Raw genomic sequence first — 25,897 nt, 5'->3', positions numbered from 1 at the left:
AGAACCCCCGCGATTCTCTACAAGTTTTTGCTTCATATGAATGATAATGTTAGAAACGTTAACAACTCTTCACTTGAATCTTTTAGATAATTGTTTTAAATAAGAACAATTAACCAAAAAGTACTAGAGATACGTTAAAATCAACATGAACTTGCTTTGTTTTAATCACTCAAAAAATAATAATTTTAATTTTGGATTTAGATATTTTTTCCTATCTTCAAAAACGCAAGTGATAAAAGATGCGTTAACTAAAAAAATTACCGGATTCTAATTATTATTTTTAGGTCTTAAATCCTGGTTTTTTGTTTGAATTCAAAGCATTAAACACGCTAGAATCATCAGCATCAAATGAACAGATCTGGAACAATTTGACTACGTTTTAGTAAAGTGATATAACCAATTCAGATACTTCATTGTTATCCTTTTTAGGTATTGTTAATACATATAATTATGAAGTAGAAATAGAGAGGGGAAATGTTTTATGGGAGAAACACGAAGGGGTAAATTGTCGCCTAAAACACTCATTGCTATTGTTATTGGAGCAGTGATATTAATAGGGGGAAGTGTTTCGGCATTTATTTTTTCTAATTTATCCGGAAAACAAGAATATTTTTTAGCGGAGAAGAATTCTATTGAGGTGCTTACTGAAAAATTCGAAGAACGTTACGAACCAGAGATGAGCTGGTTAGAACAAACCGAAGAAAACCCAACAGAATCTACCGTAGAATTATCAGCAGAGTATAATAATCCAAACGGCTCCGCAGGATATGGCCAAATGGATCCGTCACAGTTTATTAATAACTCGACCATCACAATGAAGAATACTACCGACATGGAAAACAAGAAATTGTCTTCCGAGTTAACTGCAGATATTGGAGGCATCCAAATTGACGGTCTCCAATTTTACCTTACTGGTGAAAAACTAATGGTCGGTCTTCCTTTCATTGAAGATTTACTTTCGGTAAAAGGGAATGACATTGGTAGTTTGCTACATGAATTAGATCCATCTAGCTTTACAGGAGAAGAAAAAGTGGATTTTGCAAGCTTTTTTGAAGGATCGTTATCTGAAGAGGACTTAGATTATTTTAAAGAGGCGTATGGAGAGATGATCTACAATGAAATCCCCGAAGACGCATTTAAAGCCCAGGAAGAAACAATTAAAGTCAACGATCAATCGCTTGACACTGAAAAAGTTACCATGCAATTAAGTGAAAATGAAGTAAAACAAATACTAACAACCATTTTGGATAAGTTAGAAAAAGACGAAAAAGTAAAAGAAATATTAAGTCAGCAGATGAAGTTGCAACAATTAGGCGGGACGGCCATGAATAGTGAAATGGAACAAATGATCACTGACTTTGAAACAGGCTTAGCAGATGCAAAAGAAGCATTAACCGATTTGCAAATACCTAATGGGTTAACATCAACAATTTGGATTCATGACGATGTGATCGCCCAACGAGATTTTCAAGTTCAGATGGGGCCTTCATCTGAAGAATTAGTTACATTAGCAGTAAAAGGAACACAACTATTGAAAGAAGACAGTCAAGTGTTTAATTATGATGTAACTTTTGAAGATTCGGTTGATCAAGGTAAGATGAATTTAGCTGGCGACCTATCTTGGAAAAATAATAAAGCAACCGATTCTATTAATCTAACAATTGGAGATATTGTTCTTTCGTATAACGGTACTGAAACGTTAGATGATAATAAACGGGAGTTTGAACGTACCTTCACCATCGAAGATCCTGCTAACGGCGGAGGTAGTCTACTATGGAACGGTTCATCCACTTATAATAATGATCAAATGAACGCTGAACATGACTTCTCTTTAGAAACAGCTACTTTAAGTCAAGAGATGGCATCACTGCATGCTGGAGTAAGTGGTAAAACGGTAGACAGCGTGAAGATTCCTGAAGGAAACAGTGAAAAAGATTTGGGGAATATGAACGCTGAACAATTAATGCAGTATTTCGAAACAGACGTAACTCCTAAATTCCAGCAATGGTTTTTCGGAAAACTTTCTGAATCTGGCAATATGGGGTTTTAAATAGAACATAAAAATTTCTAGATTCATAATTTATTAAGAATGGAAGTGCTCCTATGCATTTCATTAAAATCTTGGTACTTTTAATCAACAGGAACAGGGTGCAAATCCAGAGGAAGTGGCTCACACTTCCTCTTCTTTTCCTTTTTCCATTTATCATTATCGGAATGGTTTTTGTCATTATTGTCTCATTTCTCTTACCTAATGAATCGCAACCAATTCAGTTAGGGCTGGTTGATAACGACCAATCAGAAGAAACGCAGTTACTTTTAGAGATGATGACAGAAGCTTCAGAACTCGGCTCTTACATACAAATAGATAGCATGAATGAAAATGAAGCAGTACAAGCAGTAAAAAATAATCAATTAAGCTCCTATATTATCTTCCCAGAATATTTTACAAAGCATCTTTATCAGGGGGTTTCTGTAGAATTACCGGTTATCGGAAATGCTAACCAACCTATTCGAAGCCAAATGATAAATGAGTTAATTGAAAGTGTAGCAAGACATATTCGATCTTCACAGGCCAATGTCCTAACCATTAATCATTATGCAAAGGAAATGCAATTAAGTGATCAAGAAAGAAACGCGCTAGTTTTTGAACAATTCAAAGAATTTGTCTTCTATACCATTGGTAGAGATCGGATTATCAATGAAGAACAATTAATTAATCAAGCGACGAACAATCCTCTATCCTATTTTAGCTTAGCTGGTTGGTTTGTTGTCCTAACAATTTGGATGTTATTGATGTATATGTTGCTTTACAAAGAAGAAAGAAAAAAAATGCAGCAGCGACTTGCGTTATACGGAGTCTCAGAACTGCAACAAATAGTAGCAAAAGTGATCACAAGTGGTCTGTTTGTCTTTCCTTTAGCAATTGGTCTGTTTTTCATTATCCAACCGTTTGTACAATGGGAAATACAGGGGCTTGGTATCTGGAGAATATTGCTGATAAGCGGAATGTATAGTATTGGCTTTCTCATTGGATTAGCTATTATCGAAAGGATAATAGCTTCTTACCGCTTGCAATTACTCATTCAGTCGTTTTATACCATTGCAATCCTTCTCTTAAGTGGTGCAATCGTTCCAACGATCTACTTTCCACAAGAAATTCAAAAAGGGTTGACTTTGGTATTTTCTAGTGAAGCATTCCACTGGTTACAAGAGATTATGCTAACAAACCGTTCCTTTGTCGATATACTCCCACTTCTCGGCATGATGGTAGCTAGTATTTTTATTTTGCTTGGTTTTTCAGCCATTAAGGAGCGATTACGATGAAATCCATCTTACAAACACGGATAATATTTTGGAAACATCAAATTTTTTCTCTATTGTTTTGGTTATTGCTCCCTATCATTGCTGTCATATCTATCACCCTCCTATCAGAGTCGATTCAGGAAGATAGCAATATACCCGTTGGGCTTGTAATCGAAGAAGACACACCAATGGCCGAAAATCTGAAAGAGAACATAAACCAAGCAGCAATGATCCATGTAGACATCTTAGATGAAGATAAGGCTTTAGCTCAATTGGAAAAGCACGAACTGGATAGCGTTTTTATTATAAGAGATGGCTATCAGCAACAGATCAAAAAAGGTAGTAGAAATCAATTAATTACAAGTTACAGTTCGGATTTATCATTTGCTTATACACCCGTTTCAGAAATGATTGCGTCTTTTGTACAAGAAGAAACAGGTAGGTCCAAGGCAGCCTATACGGTGTTAAACCTTGCTAAAACCCATTATGAGAATCATTCATGGACATGGGAGGAAATTGTTGCTAAAAGTAAACAAATCCAAATGGATCAAGAATTGTTACAAACAACATTTACCTATGCTAACAGTCAATCGGAAGAAACAACAAATTCAATACTGATCTGGAATACATGGGGACTATGGGCGCTATTTTCTATATTATCAACTTTCTTTCTATTTGATTGGATAATAAAAGAAAAACGGTCATCCTTACGTCCCCGATTTGCTTTTATCCGTTATTCATTTAAAACCTATTGCTTGCAAAATCTCATTATCTACACCTTACTATTTTTGATTACAGACCTTATCGCTATACTTGCCTTTAATATTATTCTCGGGGAGGGGATCCACCCCACAGATGTATGGAATGTATTTTCCTTCCGGTTAATGATGAATAGCTTAGTCTTTCTTATAGCTATAAGGGTGACAAATCTCATTTTTTATTATAGCTTATCATTTATCCTTACATTGATCATGACAATTTCGAGTGGCGTAATACTGCCAGTAGAAAGAATTACCAATCATTTTCCGCTGCTTGAAGTGATTCATCCACTACAGATATTCATGGATGCGAACGTCCATCATATTTGGCTATATGTAACAATTACACTTATTGTAATATGGTTTTTAAGAAAGGAGAAGTCTAATGCTTACGGTAAATAATTTATCTATGTCATATGGTAAGAATCAAATCTTTTCGGATTTAACCTTTACCATTCATTCAGGTGAGATCGTAGGCTTAGTCGGTGAAAATGGTGCAGGGAAATCTACGTTGTTAAGGGTATTAGCTACACTACAAAAACCAAAATCAGGAACTGTTCAATTAAACAACTTCACTTATTTAGCCGATAAAAATAAAATACGACGACTTATTGGTTTTGTACCACAGGAAATAGCTATTTGGGATGAATTTACAGTAAAAGAGAACATGCTTTTCTTTGAAAAATTATCATGGAAAAAACGTTCAGAATCAGAACTTCGTCAATTCTGTCTTGAAATGAATTTAGACCAATGGAATAAACCCGTTAAGACATTATCAGGTGGTATGAAAAGAAAGCTCAACATGGCTATCAGTTTAATACATGACCCTTATCTAATTTTACTAGATGAGCCAACTGTCGGTATTGACCTAAAGTCAAAAAAAGAAATAAAAAATTACTTACATGATTTAGCAAATAACAAAGGGAAAGTAATTGTGTATACCTCCCATGATATGGATGAAATTAACACCCTATGTTCACGTGTTTTGTGTATTGGAAATGACCCTTTTTATAAAGATATTCTCAAAAAGGCTGGAAAAAACATCCACGTTTTTTGAAAATCCTATTGCTTCTCGTAGATTCTATAGTAAACTGATTATAAATACATGCAGAAAGTGAGAACGGGATATGGAGATGAGAGATTTACAACAAGTGATGCAGTACCAAGCAATGTCGGTGCTAGCATCAAATACAAATGGCTTTTCTAATTATTCTCCTATGATAGATTTAGCTTTTAAGCAAATGTTAACCGAACAATTAACCAAAGCTACAAACTTACAAGCAGCTAAGCAGCATTTACTGCCTACAGCCCAAAATAATATGATATCACAAATGAGTAAACCGGCTACAACAAAAGACAAGACAAATGCAAATCTAGCCATACATCAATTAATCGCAGATGCCGCTGCTACTTACCAACTTGATGAGAAATTAATCTATTCTGTTGTTCAAACAGAATCCAATTTTAATCCAAATGCACGAAGTAACGCAGGTGCCCAAGGACTAATGCAATTAATGCCAGCTACTGCAAAAGCATTAGGTGTTACAAACCCTTATGATGCTGAACAGAATATTAACGGTGGTGCAAAGTATTTAAGCCAAATGATAAAACGTTACAATGGAAATGTTGAATTAGCGTTAGCCGCTTATAATGCTGGACCGGGAAATGTTGATAAATATCATGGTATTCCACCATTTCAAGAAACGCAAAATTATGTAACAAAAGTGATGCATTCATATCTCACATAATGACAAAGGTTGTTCCAATATTGGAACAACCTTTGTCATTATCATTCAGAGATTAGTCAAAGATCAAGTTATTAACGGTATTCCGATCTAACTTCTTAATTGTTTCTACAATTAGTTTGACAGCATTATCAAAATCATCACGATGTAATATGCCTGCATGCGTATGAATATAACGTGTTGCAATCGTAATCGATAACGAAGGAACACCATTAGCAGTTAAATGAATGGAACCAGAGTCCGTTCCTCCACCAGCCATTGAAGTAAATTGATACGGAATGTTATTCTCTTCAGCTGTTTTTACAACTAAATTACGAACACCTTTATGAGAAACCATTGATGCATCATACAAGACAAGTTGAGGACCCTTACCTAATTCACTATCAGCATCATGGTCAGATACACCAGGTGTATCCCCTGCAATCCCAACGTCTACACCAAAACCTATATCTGGTTCTACTGCATTCGCAGCGGTTTTTGCCCCTCTTAAACCAACTTCTTCTTGCACCGTTCCAACCCCATAAACAATATTTGGATGATCCGTACCTTGCAATTGTTTTAAGACCTCAATTGCTATTGCGCAGCCAATTCGGTTATCCCACGCTTTAGCTAATAATAATTTTTCATTTTTTAGAGGGGTAAATTCAAAATAAGGTACAATGGAATCACCTGGCTTTACACCAAACGCTTCGGCTTCCTCTTTACTGGCTGCACCAATATCAATAAACATATCTTTAATTTCTACTGGTTTTTTTCGAGCTTCTGCTGAAAGAATATGTGGAGGCTTTGAACCAATAACACCAGTCACATCACCTTCACCACCCATAATGGTAACACGTTGCGCAAGCATTACTTGGCTCCACCAACCACCCGTTGTCTGAAAATAAATAAACCCTTTCTCATCTATCCGAGTTACCATGAATCCTACTTCGTCTAGATGACCTGCAACCATAACTTTTGGGCCTTGCTCATCCCCTGTCTTTTTTGCAATTAGACTCCCTAGATTATCATAAACAACCTCATCAGCAAATGGCATAATATAATCCTTCATCACTTGTCTTGGCTCTTTTTCATTACCAGGAATTCCTTTTGCATCGGTCAGATCTTTAAACATTTTTACTGTATCATCTAAATTTCCCATATGTACTTCACCTCTTCTAATGATTTAATACTAATTATACCTTTATAGCATGAAGGAATAAATAGGATATTCAGTTATTATCCTAGGATCTCTCATCCTATTGCCTATCATTTACTTGAATGATTGCAAATATGCTTGTTTCCCATCAACTTCTAAGCCCTCTCATTTTATTTCGTATACAGTTTGAATCGTAAAAAGTTTCAATTTATCCTAACGCTGTGTGATAGGATAAATTGAAGCAGAGTCTATCTCCTCTGCTTCTTTACATTAGCTTTGTAAGATCAATTTTTTGTTTTCGATGAGATATACATGATCTGCCACACTATCTATAAACATACGATCATGTGATACAAGCAGAACCGTTCCCTCATACGCCTTTAAAAAACGCTCCAATGCTTTATATACAAATAACATCTAAAAAGTTTGTTGGCTCATCTAAAAACAACACATTATATTTTCCTAAAAATAACTGACATAATACTAACGAACAGCCTCTCCACCACTTAAATTTCGTACATCCTTATTTAGGTCATTTCCTGTAGAAGGATTTGCTCCTTCTTGGGAGCTTCCACCTCTTCAAGCTGTTCCATTCTCTGCTCTATAGCTTTCGCTGCACGTTGCATAGCCTTCTGACTAGTATCCTTTATTTGGTCATAAACATCTTGTTGGCCTTTGCTTTTGTTTCTTTTTTGGACATATGACCATTTCCTTGTGTGATTTTCCCTGCTTTCCTTATCTTTTCCTCTGCGGATTTTTAAAGTCGTATTTTTTCTTTTACATATGTTTCATGTTGTTCTTGTTGGTGCTGCTTCTCAAGTTTCTTTTGGTCAACATAATCCGAATAGTTCCCGGTATATTCGGTTACAGTTCCGTTCTCTATTTCCCAAATCTTCGTCACAAGTTGATCTAATACGTACCGGTCATGACTCACAAGCACAAGGGCACCATAATAATGAGTTAATTCTTTCATAAAAAATTGTATACCCTCTGTATCTAGATGCGTAGTAGGCTCATCTACCAATAATCCTTCATAATAGTTTGAGAAAATTTGTGCTAACTTCATCCTGGTTTGCTCTCCACCACTGAAGTTTTCCATTTTCGTTTCTGGGATAGATAATTTCCTTTTTAGATCATAATCTATCTCACTTTCATCTGGTGCTGTTACTTGATCAAGATAAGCAAAATTTATATAGCTTTTTACATGCCCTTTTTCTGGTTTTATTTGACCGTTCATCAATTTCAACAAGCTACTCTTGCCAGCGCCGTTTATTCCAACAATTCCAATGCGGTCAAACTGGTGTACAGCAAGACGCAGGACGTGTAATACCAATCTATCTAAGAAAGAAAGTTCAACATTTTCCAATTCCACACCTATTTTTTCCATTCCTTTCGCCCCCTTTCTTCTGCTTTTATTCCGACCCACGTCTGAGTAACAAATGGATGATTGTGCATAAAAACAACGCTTTCTTTCATTCCATACTTACAAAATACACGCTTACATACATAAATATAACGCATTGGTTTCCTCTTCCTTTTTATATAAAAAAATCACAAGCATCTACCTGTGATTAAAAGTAAAAGGGAAAATCTATCCTAATTTATGAAACGTAGTTAGATGTCATTAACAGCTAAACCTAGCCTTGCTACAACAAAACAAAACGTAGACAAGATTAAAAAAAAGGCAGCACAAGCCGCCTTTCTATACATTACATATTTTTATCTCGCTTCCATCTAGCATAAGAGCCCACTTTCAAAAAGTTAGTGGGGAGATGCTCGAATCCAAGCAAGACGTATTTTTCAGATATGAAATGAAGGATGCTAAAAAAGGACAGACTAATTCCATTTTACTCTGTATTCACAAACAGAGCCTTTGAACGTATTCAATTACATGTTCAAAGTTGGGAATCGAAGTCTCATAGCATGTGTCATTTTTTAATAATCCTTCTTACAGTTACGTTCAGTGGCTATTATAGCTATGTTTGGGTTAAACTCAAAGGTAACTAGCGGTTCTGCTATTAATGCTGAACCATATTCTTACCCCATTGGTGTTACTTACTACCAGAGGAACCGAAACCACCTATGCCTCTGCTTGTGTTTGACAAAACTTCCGTCTCCGTAAGTTTGACCTGTAAAACTGGAGCTATAACCATTTGCGCAATTCTCATATGTTTTTCTACCTTAAAATCATCCTTTCCGTGATTAATTAAAATGACTTTTATTTCTCCCCTGTAACCCTCATCAATGGTTCCTGGACTATTTAGAACAGTGATGGAATGTTTTAGAGCTAAACCACTTCTTGGCCTAACCTGTGCTTCCGTTCTCTCAGGTAATTCGATTTGTATTCCAGTTCGAATTAATTCCGCTTCTCCAGCCTTGATCACCTTATCCTCAATTGAAAATAAATCCAATCCAGCGTCAACTTCATTAGCTCGATATGGTAACTTAGCTTCATTATGTATCAATTTAATTTTTAATTCCGCTTCCATTTCTATCCCCCGTTTCAAAACTTGCTGTTTCAACTAGTCTTCCATTTCACTCATGAACAACCATGGAAAAAGACCAATACTATAATAATTACATATAATAGAATGGTTTTCAATTATGGCATGCTTCCACTTCTTAAAACCAGAACTCCTATCGGAAGATGTGATGGAAAGCCTAGATAATGAACGGATGATTGTAACACTGGTTCGTTTCTTTTATATACCTATAGCTCAGTCAAATAGAATAGCAGACTTTTTTCAATTACTATTTTCACCGAATATTACATGAAATAGCAAAAATAGTGAAACCTTATTATGTTATCATACGTATAAATGAGTAATAATTTTTCAGGGAGACAGATGGTATGATTATTATTTTATTCCGTATATTAATTTTTGTTGCAATCGCTTTGCTTGTCTACACATGGATACAATATTATCGAAACCCAGAAAGAAAACTACGCATAGCAAAAGCAGAAGGAAATTTTTATCTTTTAGATGAACCAACTAATAGTAAAAAGAATCTTTTGTTTGTTTATAGAGGCTGCTTATTTGAGGGTGAAAAATACGTAGGAACAACCGAAAATTCCTTTGAAGTTGTGGACATTCAAATTACAGTTAGAGATCCATTGGAACTCCGTGGACTAACTAGAGATGATTTGTATTTTCTAGAAAACGAAATGTTAATTCGATACCCATATGCAAAAATTGAATGGAAACATCCCATTAATAAACTTTTAATAACTTCAATCGAATGAGTACCTCTAACTCTAAATAATCTTTTTCTATCAAATCGAATTCTTTACTTACGGTAGTGATAATCGGCATAAAAAAATGAGGACCCTAAATCGTAATTAACCATCTTAATCGTTAATTTTGTAACCTGAAATACGGCATGCTTTACAGGGACAAAGCTTCAGTTAACTCGGGCAAGAAGTATTGCTTACCCGAGTAGAGCATCATGATCTGTAATGTTGCTGCAGAAATCACCCTTATTTCATTTAACAAGATTCACAGTCATGGCTATTATTCTATACAGTAGTACGTACAATTAAAAAACGAATGATAAATAATCCGAATCCTTTTTCCGAATGCAATTTCGCATTTTCAGAAAAATATTCGGATTATTCATTCTTACATACTTTTGATCCTCCATCGTTATTACCTTAAATACTTTCTTTTGTACTAACATGAAAAAACTCTTGCCATTTTATATAAATTTCTTTCCTTCTTAGTAAGTAGAGACATGGCAATAATAATATTAAAAATACGAAGATATAAAGAGGAGTTAAATTTGAAATCCATTGCCCAATAGACGTATAGACAAAAGCCAAAGGAATATTAGATAATATGGATGATTTCGTATATTCTTTAAAACCTGCAGAAATTTCAAGAAGACATAGTGACAGTAAATGAAAATGGATAAATGGAACAAGGCGGAGTAAGGCAATTTGTGATGTTGTTAATACAGATTCTTTACCAATTAACCTTGATTTCAATTTTGTAAACCGCTTAACAGACTTTGGCATTTTATTTACAATCATATAAAAGATGATACTCGATAGCGTGATCCCTATTAAAGAGTATACTGTACCAGCAACCGCTCCAAATAAAATTCCTCCTGATATACAAATAAATACCACAGGTAAAAAGAATAAAGGCCGCAGCAAATGAAAGCTAATGAATAATAATGGAGCAAACAGCCCCCCTGTTTCAATAACAGCCATAAGATAATTCCCAAATACCTCCATGACTCGCCTCCTTCTTGATGTTCTTCTTCCTACGTATAGGACGCGCATTAGTAAATGTATATGACATGAGACGAGCCATTATGACAAGGAAAAAACAACATAACAAACAATAATGACATGTAGCAGTATTAGAATAGGAGAGCCTATTCGAAATGACATATGCTTGGTTTTATGATGAAACGTTTTCATCCCAGCCCAAAGTCCCAATGATCCACCTACAATCGCAAGCAGCCAAAACGTCCGTTCTGGGATACGATATTGTTGTTTCTTGGCTCGTTGTTTGTCCATCCCCATAAATAAGAAGGTAATGAGGTTTACACCAATTAAATAAGGTATTAAACTAGACAACAGTTCCATCCACATTATTCCTTTCTCTGACGGATTATTGACTATCCATAGATTAAAAATGACCAAATTCCTGCTTTTTTGCAAGTATTTGGTCATCTCATTCACAAAATAAATATCGGCCCTACTTTTTAGGACGTTTTCTTTATTTTAAAGCATCTTTTGCTTTAGTTACTAACTGTGTAAATGCCTGTTCATCATGGATTGCTAAATCAGATAGCATCTTACGATTAATATCAACGCCAGCAATTTTCAAACCGTGCATTAACTTACTATAAGAGATATCATTTAGACGAGCAGCTGCATTAATACGTGAGATCCATAACTTACGGAATTCACGCTTTTTCTGTTTACGGTCGCGATAAGCATATTGACCTGATTTCATTACTTGTTGTTTCGCTGTTTTAAATAACGTTCTCTTCGAACCATAATAACCTTTTGCTAGTTTAAGGACGCGTTTACGACGTTTACGCGTAACTGTTCCACCTTTTACACGTGGCATAATAATTCCCTCCTAATACAAATCAAAATAAAATAGTAAATTGTTTATTTTCTAGTTATAAAATGCCTTACTTATATGGAAGCATTGTTTTAATTCGCTTAAAATCTGAAGATGATACGGTTGTACTCTTACGTAGTTTACGTTTTTGTTTTTGAGATTTATGAGCAAACATATGGCTTGTATATGCATGCGAACGTTTTAGCTTTCCAGTACCCGTTTTCTTAAAGCGTTTTTGAGAACCTTTGTGGGTTTTCATTTTTGGCATGTTGATTTCCTCCTTATAACAATAACAGTAAGTTAGCAGTCATTACTGCATAATTTATTTTTCATTTACTGGCGCAAGCATCATAAACATATTACGACCTTCCATTTTCGGTTTTGTCTCAATTGTCGCAATGTCTTTTACTTCTTCAGCAAATCTATCCAGCACTTCTCTTCCTAAATCTTTGTGCGTAATAGCACGTCCACGGAAGCGAACTGCAGCTTTTACTTTATCACCTTTTGTTAAGAATTTACGTGCCTGTTTTAACTTTGTTTCAAAATCATGGTCACCAATTCCAGGTGTGAAGCGAACCTCTTTGACATTAATAACCTTTTGTTTTTTACGTGCTTCTTTTTCTTTTTTCTGTTGCTCAAATCGATATTTCCCATAGTCCATAATGCGACAAACCGGCGGTTTCGCGTTGGGAGCAACCAGCACTAAATCAAGGTTCCTTGTTTGTGCAATATCTAATGCTTCTTGACGGGACTTAACGCCAAGTTGATCACCATTTGCATCAATTAAACGTACTTCTCTTGCACGAATTTTTTCATTTACATTCATTTCTTTGCTAATAATCATCCACCTCCAAAAAGTTTATCTATTTGTGATCATTATCGACAAGTCAACTATTTGTTCATGAAAAAAGTGTGGGCATATGCACCCACACGTCTCCATTCGTCTATATCAGAGTTAAGGACCAGTCAACTACCCAAAGGGTGTCAATCAGGTGAGAAGCGGGTGCTTCTACTTGTCTTAGATCATTCAGTTATCATTTTCAACTTTAATAGAATAACACATCATATATATGTTGTCAAAGCCTATTTTCAAAAATTTGTCTTATTGGTTCCAATTACAGGCAGTTAGTTGAACTCTTCCACGCGTATCAAAAGGGACGCCTTCATTTTCCAATAAAGCTCTTTGCTCTGTAAAAGCAGGGGCTAACTCACCGGTTTTCTTTACTACTCGATGACAAGGTAGGTTCCTATCTGCAGGAGCTTGTCGCATGGCCCAACCAACAACCCTTGCATTATGGGGTTGTTCAAGCGCCCTAGCAATCTGAGAATAAGTGGCAACTTGTCCTTCAGGAATCTTGGCGACTATTTGATACACCTGTTCAAAAAAACCATGATTCATGCTCTTTTTACTCCTCTAATTTAGACGTTCTGGATCATGCTCACCTATGCATCGATTTGTCAGTGATTTCTTGTTTTATTAATGATGTAAATTCAGCAAGCGAATTGGTTTCTGATTGTTTCTCTCCATAGCGCCGAACATTTACTGCATTCTCATTCATTTCATTATCACCTAGAACAAGAGCAAATGGTATTTTTTGTGTCTGTGCTTCTCTGATTTTGTAACCTATCTTTTCGTCTCGTTCATCAATAGAAACTCGAACACCTTCCAATCTAAGTTTGTCCACTACTTGATTAGCATACTCAAGATGAGCTTGTGGTGCAACAGGAATCACTCTTACTTGTTCTGGTGCAAGCCATGTTGGAAACGCGCCTTTATACTCTTCAATTAGGAATGCAACGAAGCGTTCCATCGTTGATACTACGCCTCGATGAATAACAACAGGACGATGTTCCTTCCCATCCTCCCCTATATAAGTTAAATCAAATCGTTCTGGAAGATGAAAATCTAATTGTACCGTCGATAGTGTTTCATCTTTTCCAAGCGCCGTCTTCACCTGTACATCCAATTTAGGGCCGTAGAAAGCCGCTTCTCCTTCAGCTTCGACATATTCTACTTGCATTTCCTCCATTGTTTCTTTTAACATTGCTTGGGCTTTGTCCCACATTGCATCATTATCAACATACTTTTCTGTATCCTTAGGATCACGGTAAGACAATCGGAAATAATAATCCTGAATACCAAAGTCTTCATATACCTTTTGGACAAGTTCAACTACTCGAATAAACTCATCTTTTAATTGATCCGGACGTGCAAATATATGAGCATCATTCAGCGTCATTGCACGTACCCGTTGAAGCCCGGCTAAGGCACCAGACATTTCATAACGATGCATCGTTCCTAATTCGGCTATTCGTACCGGTAGATTACGGTAACTATATAGTTGATTTTTATAAACCATCATATGATGCGGACAATTCATTGGCCGAAGCACTAATTCTTCATTATCCATTTTCATTTCTGGAAACATGTCATCCTGATAGTGATCCCAATGTCCACTCTGTTTGTATAAATCAACGCTTCCTAATACTGGTGTATAAACGTGGTCATAGCCCAAACGCTCTTCTAAATCTACAATGTAGCGTTCAATTACACGACGAATGGTTGCACCTTTAGGCAGCCATAATGGTAGGCCTTGCCCTACTTTTTGTGAGACAGTAAAAATGTCTAACTCTTTACCTAGCTTCCGATGGTCACGTTCTTTTCGCTCTTCAAGAATTTTTAAGTATTCATCCACTTGACTTTGTTTGGCAAAGGCGGTTCCATATATCCGCTGTAACTGCTGATTATTACTGTCTCCACGCCAATAAGCACCAGAGATACTAAGCAATTTAAAGGCTTTTATTTTATTCGTAGATGGGACATGAACTCCTCGACATAGGTCAGCGAATTCTCCCTGTTTATAAATCGTTACTTGCTGATCGTGTGGAATAGCATCAATTAATTCTTGCTTTAGTTCGTCACCTTTAAACATGTCTTTAGCTTCTTCACGAGAAACCTCCAAACGTTCAATCTCGTGAGCCTCATCGACAATCCGCTTCATTTCTTTTTCGATTTTTGGAAGATCATCTGGTGTGATGGAATGCTCCAAGTCCATATCATAATAGAACCCTTCCTCAATGACTGGTCCAACCCCAAAATTCACATCTTTATATAAACGTTTAATCGCTTGTGCCATTAGATGTGCCGTAGAATGACGCATAATTTCAATACCTTCGTCATCCTTATTTGTAATAATTTCTACATTGCCTCCGTGTGTCAATTCACGTTTTAAGTCATATAAAACACTACCCAGCTTAATTGCTAGTGCTTGTTTCTTCAATCCGGATGAGATAGAACCAGCTATGTCTTCACCAGTTGTGCCAACCGGAAACGACTTCTCTGCTCCATCAGGAAAAACAAAAGATAATTCTGCAGCCATTACAATCACTCCTCCTTCAATATAAAAACGCTCATCCCTCTGCTTTAAGCAAAGGGACGAGCGTTGGTCACGTCGTGGTTCCACCCTATTTTCCGTAAACTCCTTACGGCTTCATACATCTATAACGCAGATGAAACGCTGCTACTTACTAGTAGGCTTCAATAGCAGGGTTCAAAGGTGGTAAATCATTGATGTCAGTAAGAAGCTCTCAGCCGGTGACTTCTTTCTCTTTCCAGACATATCCAATGATTCATGTCCTTTTCATTACCTATATCACAAAAACTTAAATTAATTTATAATGTGTATTATAGCTTCTAATTTTCGGAAAAGCAAGCCCTAATGTTGCTCTTTTTTACTATAGTAAGGAAATGGAAAATGATTAAACGGCTCAAACGTTACTTTTTCTTGAAAAACATTAATGACCGTCAGAGTCTTCGGTTCGGACGGATGATCTCCATATATATAAATCCTCCTTGGAGACATTGCTACAAGGGGAGCTAAATTTAATTCATCCTCATCCAATCCGACGATGTAAAGCGGTTCTTTTTGCATCAACACTCGCAACTCCATCGTTGAAAAGGGTCTTCCATTTTGCTTATAAAACGAAAATGAATTACCTTGTATAATATGGACTGTATCAACGATAGGCTCGCGATTCGAGATATACTCCCGTAACATATTCACAAATTCTTGATGTTCTTCTTCACGTTTATATTCATCAATTGCCAATCCTACATAATGAATCACATAATCTCGAAACACTTTCAACCTAAACTTAACAAGTGAATCAAAGTGAATTGTTGATGTATCCTTAATATTAGCTATGAATAGGGATTCGAGTACTTGATATGGATCCTCTTTTTTACGAACTGTTAGACTATCTTTGTCTTTCCCTGACATAATCCAATTTGTTAACTCCAGTATTTCCTCCTTTTCATCAAGACTGGTATAATAATAAAAATCTTCAATAACGTTTGTAATTAATTTACCCAATCGTTGCGAAATAAATACATTTGTTAATGATTTAGCAATCGCTGATATAAGTATTTGGTTTGGAATTTGATCATCAAATTGAATATGATTCCCCCATTCCTCATGTGTCTTCCAGTGCAGGTTAATATGTTTATTATATTGCCGCACTTTTTCACAAAATCGAATTACTTCCTTATCTGACTCCATAAATAGTTCCACCAATAAACATCACCCTCATCCAACCAAACTGTTACATTATATGGACAAAGGTTTGAAATAATGAGTAATCCATTAAAACTACTTCTCCATGAAAATATACAAGTTTTATAGAATAAGGTTGATATGTTATTAGACACTTGCTGATAAAGAGAAACGATGTAAAAAGTTATCCAGTTGATCCATAAAAGAATGAAATTCTAAAAGGTCCATTTGTTGCTTTGCATCTGATAAAGCAACTTGCGGATTTGGGTGTACTTCTGCCATAACACCATCAGCCCCTGCGGCAATTGCCGCTTTTGCTTGTGGGATAAGTAGATCTTTTCTCCCAGCTGAATGAGAGACATCTGCAAATACAGGTAAATGTGTTTCTTGCTTTAAAATTGGTACAGCTGAAATATCTAACGTATTTCTTGTAGCTGTTTCGTACGTTCGAATGCCTCGCTCGCATAATATCACATTGTTATTACCTTCGTTTAAAATATATTCTGCGGCCATTTTAAACTCGTGTATTGTTGCAGATAAGCCTCGCTTCAACAATACTGGTTTATCTAATTTACCTACTGCTCGTAGCAAATCAAAATTATGCATATTTCGTGACCCAATTTGAACTACGTCTACATAATCATAGGCTTCATCAATACTTTCCGTACTCATAATTTCTGTTATCACAGACATATTAAATTGTTTTGCAACTTCAGAAAGTATTTGTAGACCATTTAGGCCTAATCCTTGAAAGTCATATGGCGATGTTCGAGGTTTGAATGCACCGCCACGCAATAATGTCATCCCTCTTTCCGACATTTGTTCTGCGACATGATAGACTTGCTCATAACTCTCAACAGAGCAGGGGCCAATGATGAAATGAGGTTGCTGATCCCCAATTAACGTATCCCCTACTTTAACAATTGAATTTTCTAGTTGGTGGTCGCGCGAATGTAAGTATACCTTGCTATCTTGTTCTTTTTTAGATGTTTTACATGCTAGCATTTGAAGAATCTCTATGATGGTTTCTGTTTGATAAGGACCTTTGTTTTTAGAGGCTATATCATCATAGGAAATTTCTATTTTTTGCAGCGATTCCTCAACCATTTGTCCCTTCACACATAATAATTCAATCAATGCATCATCAATACGCTCGGCTTTAAACATGGACATTCTCTCCTTTTCTCGTGTTTGCTTACTACATGGTTTACAGTTCATTCGCTAACCAGCTGAATTGACATTCCGTTAGATCATTAAATGACTTTTTATCTGCTTGCTTTGCACAAACCGTTAAGGAATAGCGGCTTAAATCTTTATATCGTTCACACAGATACCCTTTTACGATGTCTTCGGTTGTTGTATTAATCAGTTGTATATTTCTCATACCGGTAACACTAAAAGATTGAAGTGGTATAGATAATCCCTTGCCAGTTGCCTTCACAAAGCTCTCCTTCCCTGTCCATATCTCATAAAATGCTTGCACCGGCCGATCATGTTTAAGCATATTATTATATTCCCTATGAGAAAGCAGATTCTTAACTACAATGCTTTCAAGAGGTTGTACTTTTTCTATATCTACACCAACAGGATAATGGTGTGTCGCTAAGGCCACCCAATCACCAGAATGTGATATATTATAATGAAAAGAAGGAAAAGTTGGTATATTTGGTTTACCATAATTGGTAATCTCTATTCTCTGTTTCCTTAAATCATATCCGGTATTCAGGTAAAAGAATCGATGTAGTAAAAGGTCACCAATTAAAGTGCGATATGCATCATCGAGAAATCGATACCTACTAATTTTTTGTGTAACCCTAGCTGAGATATTAGGAAGTAATCTTTGAATCTCTTGATAACTTCTTTTGCTAGGAAGTTTGCATACATATAGATTAACCAAACCCAATCCCCCTTTGCCTTTCCCACCATATCTAACCTATCTATTCATTAACTAATATTAGCGACGAAGGTAATAAATCCTTCCAATTGGCTTCGATATAGTTCATACAATTGTCTCTATTATCTTCGCCAAAAATCACATTCCAGCCATCAGGTATATCGAGAAAGGAAGGCCAAAGCGAATATTGGCCATCCTTATTTCTTAATACTACATAGCTTCCATTTGGATTATCCATAGGATTTGTCATTATCGTTCTCCTCTCATTGATTAATTCACTTGTAATTGGAATAGTTTCTGCAATAGAACATCGCCAATTTCGGTTAATGGTTCAGGCTGACACATATCTTTATGACGACAATGAATATCATGCACTTCGATATTTCCATTAATATATGGAGTCCATGTATTTGGTGAAATCTCATCAAACCACTCTGGTATAATCGTGGAACGGAAAAACAAGACGTCACCTGAAAATGCTTTCGGCTTGTATTCACTTAAAATACGTACTGAATTTCCATAAGTCTCTTTTAAATTTAAAATCGTTTGATCACTAAGGCTTGCTAGTGCACTGCCATTATTACGTAATATGTTAAGTGCATTCTCAAAATTCAATGGTTCATTGCCAAGACTTTCAGGATCAAATCCACCTAATGCCAGCAGAGCGACAAGTGACTCTTCATCATCTGGTGTATTCTTTATAGGAAGAAAATGACTCGGATAAGCATCTAGCATGGCAACCAATGATACAGTGTCTCCTAATTCTTGTAATTGCGTAGCCATTGCATGTATAACATTTCCACCTAAAGACCAGCCAACAAGCTGATAAGGTCCCTCTGGTTGTACTTGCTTTATCTGTTGTATATATTCACTAGCCATGGCATCTATTGATGAAGGTAAGTGACTAGAATCCGCAATCCCCCTGGCTTGTATACCATATATCGGAAAATCTTTTCCTAAACTATTTAATAATCCTGCATAACACCAACTTAATCCTCCAGCAGGATGAACACAGAAGAGTGGTGGCTGATTCCCGCTTTCTCTTAATGGTAGTAGTACATCTAAGGCATGATGGTCGCTCTCTTCTGAAAGTTGGTCTGCAAGACCCGCTACAGAAGGAGCAGCAAACAATGTACCAATATTCAAGTCTACTCCGAGTAATTGCTTTATCCGCGTCATTAATTGAACAGCCAGTAAGGAGTGACCTCCCAGATCAAAGAATCCATCATCAATACCAACTTGTGGCAAATCAAGAATTTCTGCAAATAAAGCACAAAGAATTTCTTCTTGTGGCGTTCTTGGGATACGATAAGCATTACTCATACCATATTCAGGGACTGGTAATACTTTCTTATCTAATTTTCCATTAGGAGTTAATGGGAGAGTTTCCATCATTACATAAGCAGATGGAACCATATACTCAGGAAGATGTTTCGCAGCGAACGCTCTCCAATTATCTTCCTCTGTTTCCATGTCATACTTACAAGTGCAATAGGCTACAAGTCGTTCGTCACCTGGTTGATCTTCACGTACCATTACCACGACATCATCAATATCAGGATGTTTAGCTAACACTGCTTCGATTTCACCTAATTCAATGCGAAATCCCCTTAATTTAACTTGATGATCGGCACGACCAATATAATCTAAGGAACCATCATGCTTCCAGCAGGCAAGATCGCCAGTACGATACATTCGACTACCACTAGTTCCATACGGATTAGCTATAAAACGATCGGCAGTTAAATCCGGTCTATTTAGATAACCTAAAGCCATTCCATCACCAGATACATACAGTTCTCCTACTGTATCTGGAGGAACAGGATTTAAATAATCATCCAATATATATACTCCTAAATCTGGAATTCCTTGACCAATGATACTATTTGCACTTAATGAAACACTTGCCTTATCTAACTCTTTATAAGAAACATGGACGGTAGTTTCCGTAATTCCATACATATTAATTAACTGTGGATAATGTTGCTCATGTCTCTCATACCATTCTTCTAATCGATTTAAATCTAATGCTTCACCGCCAAAAATGACATATCGTAGATTTAGATTTACCCCACCCAAATGACGATCTGCTTGGATAAGTTGATAGAATGCAGAAGGCGTTTGATTAAGAACTGTAACTTTTTCATCTACCAAAAGATTCAAGAACGCTTCCGGCGAGCGACTGATCTCATGTGGGACAATGACTAACTTCCCACCATATAACAGGGCACCCCACATTTCCCAAACAGAAAAATCAAATGCATAGGAATGGAATAACGTCCATACATCTTCAGCATGAAAATGGAACCAATGATCCGTCGCTCCAAATAATCGAACGACATTCTGATGTGGAACAACCACACCTTTTGGATTCCCAGTCGATCCAGAAGTATAGATAACATAAGCTGGATGATAAGGAGAAAGTGAACCATTACGATCTCTATTTGTCGGATTTGATGTTTTTTGTTTATGCAATTGTTGTTTCGTACTATTTTCATCTAATATAATAATTGAATGAGGATGATTATTGTTAAATTTATCTTTATGCTGTTGATCTGTAATGAGACATACAGGCTTCGTATTGTTATACATATAAGTAATTCGAGCATCTGGATAATTCGGATCAAGCGGTACATATCCTGCCCCTGCCTTTAGAATCCCGAGTAAACCAGTGATCATATCGATTGACCTAGGCATTGCTAAAGCCACAAATTGATTTGGCCCTACACCTTTTGCTATTAGTAAATGAGCAAGCCTGTTTGCTTGTTGATTGATATCTTCATATGTTAATGAAGTATGATTATTACTTACGACAGCCTCTGCATTTGGATGATGGGCTACTTGCTTTTCAAATAAATCAGGTAATATATTTTCGGCTACTACCATTTTCTGTCTGCTCCAACCGGACAAGATCATCTCTTCCTCGTGAGAACCCAATATATTTAGCTTACCAACTGGTTGATCCATATCGACTACTGCTGATTCTAGCAGTCTCAAAAAGCGTTGGAACATATTTTCAATCGTTTGGTGATTGAATAAATCTGTACTATATTCAACCATTCCTTTTACACCATCTGGGTTGCCTTCCCTATTTTTAAATTCTTGAAATTCAACTGTTAAATCGAATTTCGCAGACCCTACACTCTTCACTGTTATATTACTATCTAGTTCAGGTAAATCCAAACCAGGGTTCGGCGTATTTTGCAGCGCGAACATAATTTGAAATAATGGATGCTTTGAACGAGATCGAATTGGATTCAATTCTTCAACTAATCGCTCAAAAGGGACAGCCTGATGTTCATAAGCATTTAAGTTTGTACGACGAACTCTTTGAAGTAACTCTCGAAAACTAGGATCACCAGAAGTATTTGTACGTAATACGATCGTATTAATAAATAAACCAACAATATCTTCTACCGCATCATCATTCCTACCAGCAACTGGAGTACCTAAAGGAATATCTTGCCCTGCCCCAAGTCGAGTTAATAATGCCGTAAATCCAGCTTGCAATGCCATAAAAAGACTGGCACCGTTAAGTTGACTCATTTTTAATAGTTGGCGGTGTAATTCAGGAGTGATGGTAAAATAATAACTATCTCCTTTATAGGTTGACTCTACTGGACGTGGATAATCCGTTGGTAAGTCTAATTGATCTGGTAGATTCGCAAGTTCCTGTGTCCAATAGTCCAATTCATTCGCCATCAAGCTTGTCTGACCATTCTCTGATCCTAATAGCGCTTCTTGCCATAATACAAAATCTGCATATTCCAATGGCAACGCAGACCAATTAGGTTTTTCTCCCTTACTTCTTCGTTGGTAAGCTCTCCCTAGGTCCTGTACAAGTGGCCGAAGTGACCAACCATCACCAACAATATGATGAATCAAAAGTACAAGTACATAGTGATCCTTCTCTATTTGTAAAAGCGTTACACGAAATGGAGCTTCTTCTGATAAATTAAAACAATAGTTTATTTCTGAATGAATGACATCATCCACTTTCGTTTTATCTATTTGCCTTTGATAAATCACAGGATTAGCTTCCTTAGTACTTAAAATTAATTGAAGCGGATTTCCTTCCGTTTCTGGAAAAATAGTCCGTAATGACTGGTGTCTATCCACCACATCAAAGATGGATTGTTCTAGGGCATCGATATTTAAATCACCCGTTAATTCAATAACTACTGGAATATTATAAGTTGCACTCGCTCCTTCTAATTGATAAAGGAACCATAACCTTTGCTGTGCAAAGGATAACGGTATATTTACTGGTTTTTCCATTTTGTTTATCGGTGGTCTAGCTTGCTTACCATCATTAATCTCATCCGCAAGACTTGCAACGGTAGGTGCTGTAAATAGTTTACTTATACCAATTTCTACATTAAAAATCTGACGGATGTGATTAATTAACTGCCCAGCAAGTAGAGAGTGACCCCCAAGATCAAAGAAATTATCGTCAATTCCGACACGATGAACGCCTAACACTTTAGCAAATAAATCACATATAATCTCCTCTTGTGGTGTCCTAGGCTCTCTATCTGATACTTCTTGGTCCATATCTGGAGCAGGAAGCGCTTTACGATCGAGTTTCCCATTTGGTGTTAGTGGGAGACTCGGAATAATAAGGTACACGGATGGTTCCATGTAATCTGGAAGCTTCTCTTGTATATGTGAACGAATTTCATTTCTATCCAACGATTCATCTGCAACAAGATAGGCTACCAACCGATGATTACTTAACTGGTCTGTTTGTACAATTACAGCAGCTTGTTCAACATCTGGATGTGTCATTAGTACATTCTCAATTTCACCTAGTTCAATTCGAAATCCACGAAGCTTCACTTGGTGGTCAGACCTACTAATATAATCAATTGTGCCATCACTTAACCATTTAGCGATATCTCCTGTATAATACATTCTCTCCCCAGGATGGCTGAAAGGATTAGCTATGAACCTTTCAGCAGTTAATCCAGGGCGATTTAAATAGCCATTGGCAATTCCTTTCCCTGCAATATAAAGATCACCAGGAACATTGGGGGGTAATGGGTTTAAAGCTGCATCCAAAATATAAACTTTGGTATTATCAATGGGTCTGCCAATTAATGCTTTAGCTTCATTATCTCTAATTGGCATAGCGGTTGACCAAATTGTTGTTTCCGTCGGACCATATAAATTCGTTATCTTACAATTTAACGTAAGTAAGTCCTCCATCAGTTTTGCAGGTAGTGCCTCACCACCAACCAACGCTTGTAATCCTTGAATCGTGTTTGGGCGATATGTTACTAGCGTTTGCCAGAGAGTAGGAGTAGCCTGCATAATCGTAATATCTCTTGTTTCAATAGTCTGTGCTAATTTATCCGTATCTTGAATCGTTTCTTTATCAACAATGACAGTTGTTGCACCATTCAAGATAGGTAGAAATAATTCCAGAGCAGAAATATCAAATGCTATTGTTGTTACGGCTAAGAGCCGGTCGCTAGCTTGAAGATTGAATTTCAATTGCATTGACTCGAGAAAATTAATCAAGCCTTCATTTCTCACTACAACACCTTTCGGCATACCTGTAGAACCAGAAGTATAAATCATATAAGCTGGTTCACTCCCAGAAACAATAGGAGAGGGAAAGGTTTGATTATTCGATAAAGTTAATTCTTCTTGTATGTTGTTATCATCTAGGTTTACTACGATTATTTTCTCTTTCTCCAATGAAATTTGATCTTTTACTGTCGTAATAACACAAGCAGGTTGTGCGTCTTCAAGCATATACGTAATTCGATCTTGCGGATAGCTCGGATCAATTGGTAAATAGGCAGCACCGGTTTTTATTACTGCAAGAATGGATACAAGCATTTCATCTGAACGAGGTAACATAATTGCTACAAAGTGTCCCTGCTTTACACCTCGCTTACGAAGCAAATAAGCGGTTTGATTTGCTCGACCATTTAATTCTCTGTAAGAAAGCCTCTTTTCTCCAAACTCTACAGCAATACGTTCTGGATTCGTTTTTACTTGCTCTTCAAAACGAGATAAAAATGGCTTATCAGCAATTTCATGATAGGCTGGATTCCAATCTTCTAGCACCTGCTGCCTTTCCTTTGTTAGTAATAAGTTAAGCTTACCAATTGCTTGCTTCGTTGAGGAATTAGCTATATCTACCACAAGTTTTTCTATTCGTTGTAGATGTAAATACACATCCTGTTCACTATAAATATCAGGGTTAGCATCTAAATCAAATCGTAATCCAGAATCATTCTTCTGATCATAAATGTTTAACGATAGGTCCTCAACAGGCCCTGTTGCAAGCTTGTATATTGTTCCTTTTGCTTTTCCAAATCGTAGTGTATAATCAAAAGGCATAATATTTATCTGTGGACCGAACAACCGTTGGTTATCCCCCAATAATTTGAGATCACGCTGCAAATCTTCATGCCTATAATGCTGATGATTACGTATGATACGGATTTCTTGATGAATTTGCTCGATCAGATTATGTAATGATACATCCGGCTGTAACGATAATCGTAATGGCAGCATATTCATCACTGTTGCTGGAACTCGCAAAGATGATGTTCCAAAACGATTCATCATAGGTAAACTCAAAATCACATTTTCTTCTCCGGTCATCCGATGTACATAAATGGCTAATGCTGCAATCACCATATCATGCCAATTACCTTTATATCTCCTCGATTTATTATGAAGGGAAGTAAGGATTGCATTATCCACATAAGTTGTATCACTTATGTAATAAGCAGGTAACCTCGTTGAACGATCTACTAAACTAACGACTTCTGGATAATCTCTAAAGTGATTCATCCAGAAGTCACGATCAGCCTCAAATTTCTCCGAATTTCTATATCCTTGATCTTCGGTTATAACCTTTGTAAATGAGCCCAATGCACTGCCATCATCTAATTTTTCCCCTTGGAGAAATAATGTATACAACGATGCAACCCTTTGATTAATGAGGGAGAAACCGAATGCATCTGCAGCAATATGATGTATTTTTTGATACCAAAAATATCGATTTTCATCAATTTGAAAGATAACCTGTTTAAATAATAAATCCTTTTCGATGTCGATTGGTTGTGACAAATCATCCTTCATCCATCTTTTCGCAAATTGACTAGGGTTGGAATGTTCACGAGCATCAAGGTAATCGATAGAAAAGTCTTTCTCTAATTGAATAGATTGCCTTGGTCCTTCATGACTTTCTTCTAAATGAGCATGTAGGCTTTCTGCTTCCAAAACCGTTTGCCTAATCGCTTGTTGCAGATGATTGATATCCAACTTTCCTTTTATATCCACATATTCTCCTGTGTTGTAAATAGGATTACTAGGATCTAGTTTTTGAGCATACCAAATCCCTGTCTGAGCACCAGTTAAAGGGTACCGTTTTTGTTTCATTGTCATGTTACCTCCTATCCA

At 36.5% G+C, this 25,897-nt stretch carries 22 protein-coding genes, 1 pseudogene and 1 other annotated feature; of the genes and pseudogenes, 6 read left to right on the top strand and 17 right to left on the bottom strand.

Annotated elements, in window-relative coordinates; translation table 11 throughout:
• Positions 1–481: 481 nt before the first annotated feature.
• From M948_RS33810 to M948_RS33790, 5 genes are all read left to right on the top strand, one after another.
• On the top strand, positions 482–2,050 hold the full coding sequence (locus tag M948_RS33810; protein WP_021290920.1) for a DUF6583 family protein: 1,569 nt from the start codon (positions 482–484) through the stop codon (positions 2,048–2,050).
• 53 nt (positions 2,051–2,103) lie between these two features.
• Positions 2,104–3,324: an ABC transporter permease gene (locus M948_RS33805; RefSeq protein WP_021290919.1), complete on the top strand. Its 1,221-nt coding sequence runs from the start codon at positions 2,104–2,106 to the stop codon at positions 3,322–3,324.
• Positions 3,321–4,463, top strand: coding sequence for an ABC transporter permease (locus M948_RS33800; protein WP_021290918.1), 1,143 nt, complete (start codon positions 3,321–3,323; stop codon positions 4,461–4,463). The genes M948_RS33805 and M948_RS33800 overlap by 4 nt, the downstream gene beginning before the upstream one ends.
• Positions 4,447–5,118 (top strand): ABC transporter ATP-binding protein, encoded by a 672-nt coding sequence (locus tag M948_RS33795; protein WP_021290917.1) that lies wholly within the window; start codon positions 4,447–4,449, stop codon positions 5,116–5,118. The genes M948_RS33800 and M948_RS33795 overlap by 17 nt, the downstream gene beginning before the upstream one ends.
• A gap of 70 nt (positions 5,119–5,188) precedes the next feature.
• On the top strand, positions 5,189–5,809 hold the full coding sequence (locus M948_RS33790) for a lytic transglycosylase domain-containing protein (RefSeq protein ID WP_021290916.1): 621 nt from the start codon (positions 5,189–5,191) through the stop codon (positions 5,807–5,809).
• A 52-nt stretch (positions 5,810–5,861) separates the two neighbouring features.
• On the opposite strand, the gene M948_RS33785 is transcribed toward M948_RS33790, so the two are convergent.
• The 5 genes and pseudogenes from M948_RS33785 to dut form a co-directional block, all read right to left on the bottom strand.
• Positions 5,862–6,947 (bottom strand): M42 family metallopeptidase, encoded by a 1,086-nt coding sequence (locus M948_RS33785; RefSeq protein ID WP_021290915.1) that lies wholly within the window; start codon positions 6,945–6,947, stop codon positions 5,862–5,864.
• A 267-nt stretch (positions 6,948–7,214) separates the two neighbouring features.
• Positions 7,215–8,331: pseudogene (locus tag M948_RS33780) on the bottom strand (ATP-binding cassette domain-containing protein).
• A complete protein-coding gene (locus M948_RS43230) occupies positions 8,319–8,465 on the bottom strand; it encodes a hypothetical protein (protein WP_021290912.1) in 147 nt (48 codons plus the stop codon). The pseudogene M948_RS33780 and the gene M948_RS43230 overlap by 13 nt, the downstream one beginning before the upstream one ends.
• 366 nt (positions 8,466–8,831) lie before the next feature.
• On the bottom strand, positions 8,832–8,876 hold the full coding sequence (locus M948_RS44005; protein WP_148530710.1) for an erythromycin resistance leader peptide: 45 nt from the start codon (positions 8,874–8,876) through the stop codon (positions 8,832–8,834).
• A gap of 119 nt (positions 8,877–8,995) precedes the next feature.
• Positions 8,996–9,433 carry a dUTP diphosphatase gene (gene dut, locus M948_RS33775; RefSeq protein WP_021290911.1) on the bottom strand — a complete coding sequence of 146 codons (438 nt, stop codon included), beginning with the start codon at positions 9,431–9,433 and terminating at the stop codon, positions 8,996–8,998.
• 362 nt (positions 9,434–9,795) lie between these two features.
• Here dut and M948_RS33770 point away from each other — a divergent pair, with 362 nt between their 5' ends.
• Positions 9,796–10,188, top strand: a complete 393-nt coding sequence (locus tag M948_RS33770) for a hypothetical protein (RefSeq protein ID WP_021290910.1) — start codon at positions 9,796–9,798, stop codon at positions 10,186–10,188.
• A gap of 408 nt (positions 10,189–10,596) precedes the next feature.
• Here M948_RS33770 and M948_RS33765 read toward each other — a convergent pair whose 3' ends face one another.
• From M948_RS33765 to M948_RS33715, 12 genes are all read right to left on the bottom strand, one after another.
• Positions 10,597–11,181: a TVP38/TMEM64 family protein gene (locus M948_RS33765; RefSeq protein ID WP_021290909.1), complete on the bottom strand. Its 585-nt coding sequence runs from the start codon at positions 11,179–11,181 to the stop codon at positions 10,597–10,599.
• 78 nt (positions 11,182–11,259) lie between these two features.
• Positions 11,260–11,538: a DUF1294 domain-containing protein gene (locus M948_RS33760; protein ID WP_021290908.1), complete on the bottom strand. Its 279-nt coding sequence runs from the start codon at positions 11,536–11,538 to the stop codon at positions 11,260–11,262.
• A gap of 133 nt (positions 11,539–11,671) precedes the next feature.
• Positions 11,672–12,028: a 50S ribosomal protein L20 gene (rplT, locus tag M948_RS33755; protein WP_021290907.1), complete on the bottom strand. Its 357-nt coding sequence runs from the start codon at positions 12,026–12,028 to the stop codon at positions 11,672–11,674.
• 67 nt (positions 12,029–12,095) lie between these two features.
• Positions 12,096–12,293 carry a 50S ribosomal protein L35 gene (gene rpmI, locus M948_RS33750; protein ID WP_021290906.1) on the bottom strand — a complete coding sequence of 66 codons (198 nt, stop codon included), beginning with the start codon at positions 12,291–12,293 and terminating at the stop codon, positions 12,096–12,098.
• Positions 12,294–12,347: 54 nt separating this feature from the next.
• Positions 12,348–12,851: a translation initiation factor IF-3 gene (gene infC, locus M948_RS33745; RefSeq protein WP_031335472.1), complete on the bottom strand. Its 504-nt coding sequence runs from the start codon at positions 12,849–12,851 to the stop codon at positions 12,348–12,350.
• Between the two features lie 72 nt (positions 12,852–12,923).
• Positions 12,924–13,046: a sequence feature (ribosomal protein L20 leader region), on the bottom strand.
• Between the two features lie 81 nt (positions 13,047–13,127).
• A complete protein-coding gene (locus M948_RS33740) occupies positions 13,128–13,424 on the bottom strand; it encodes an MGMT family protein (RefSeq protein WP_021290904.1) in 297 nt (98 codons plus the stop codon).
• A 40-nt stretch (positions 13,425–13,464) separates the two neighbouring features.
• On the bottom strand, positions 13,465–15,405 hold the full coding sequence (gene thrS, locus M948_RS33735; RefSeq protein ID WP_021290903.1) for a threonine--tRNA ligase: 1,941 nt from the start codon (positions 15,403–15,405) through the stop codon (positions 13,465–13,467).
• 336 nt (positions 15,406–15,741) lie between these two features.
• Positions 15,742–16,584 carry a sporulation protein YtxC gene (ytxC, locus tag M948_RS33730; RefSeq protein WP_021290902.1) on the bottom strand — a complete coding sequence of 281 codons (843 nt, stop codon included), beginning with the start codon at positions 16,582–16,584 and terminating at the stop codon, positions 15,742–15,744.
• Between the two features lie 141 nt (positions 16,585–16,725).
• Positions 16,726–17,745 (bottom strand): bifunctional 3-deoxy-7-phosphoheptulonate synthase/chorismate mutase, encoded by a 1,020-nt coding sequence (locus M948_RS33725; RefSeq protein ID WP_021290901.1) that lies wholly within the window; start codon positions 17,743–17,745, stop codon positions 16,726–16,728.
• Positions 17,746–17,785: 40 nt separating this feature from the next.
• A complete protein-coding gene (locus M948_RS0121905; protein WP_021290900.1) occupies positions 17,786–18,475 on the bottom strand; it encodes a 4'-phosphopantetheinyl transferase family protein in 690 nt (229 codons plus the stop codon).
• A 40-nt stretch (positions 18,476–18,515) separates the two neighbouring features.
• Positions 18,516–18,722: an MbtH family protein gene (locus M948_RS33720; protein ID WP_021290899.1), complete on the bottom strand. Its 207-nt coding sequence runs from the start codon at positions 18,720–18,722 to the stop codon at positions 18,516–18,518.
• A gap of 20 nt (positions 18,723–18,742) precedes the next feature.
• A complete protein-coding gene (locus M948_RS33715) occupies positions 18,743–25,882 on the bottom strand; it encodes an amino acid adenylation domain-containing protein (protein ID WP_031335464.1) in 7,140 nt (2,379 codons plus the stop codon).
• Positions 25,883–25,897 lie beyond the last annotated feature (15 nt).

It is taken from the genome of Virgibacillus sp. CM-4 (genome assembly GCF_000445495.1).
Classification (GTDB): domain Bacteria; phylum Bacillota; class Bacilli; order Bacillales; family Amphibacillaceae; genus Virgibacillus; species Virgibacillus salexigens.
The sequence above is the reverse complement of the archived record's forward strand: the minus strand, read 5'-3'. Positions and strand labels throughout refer to the sequence as shown.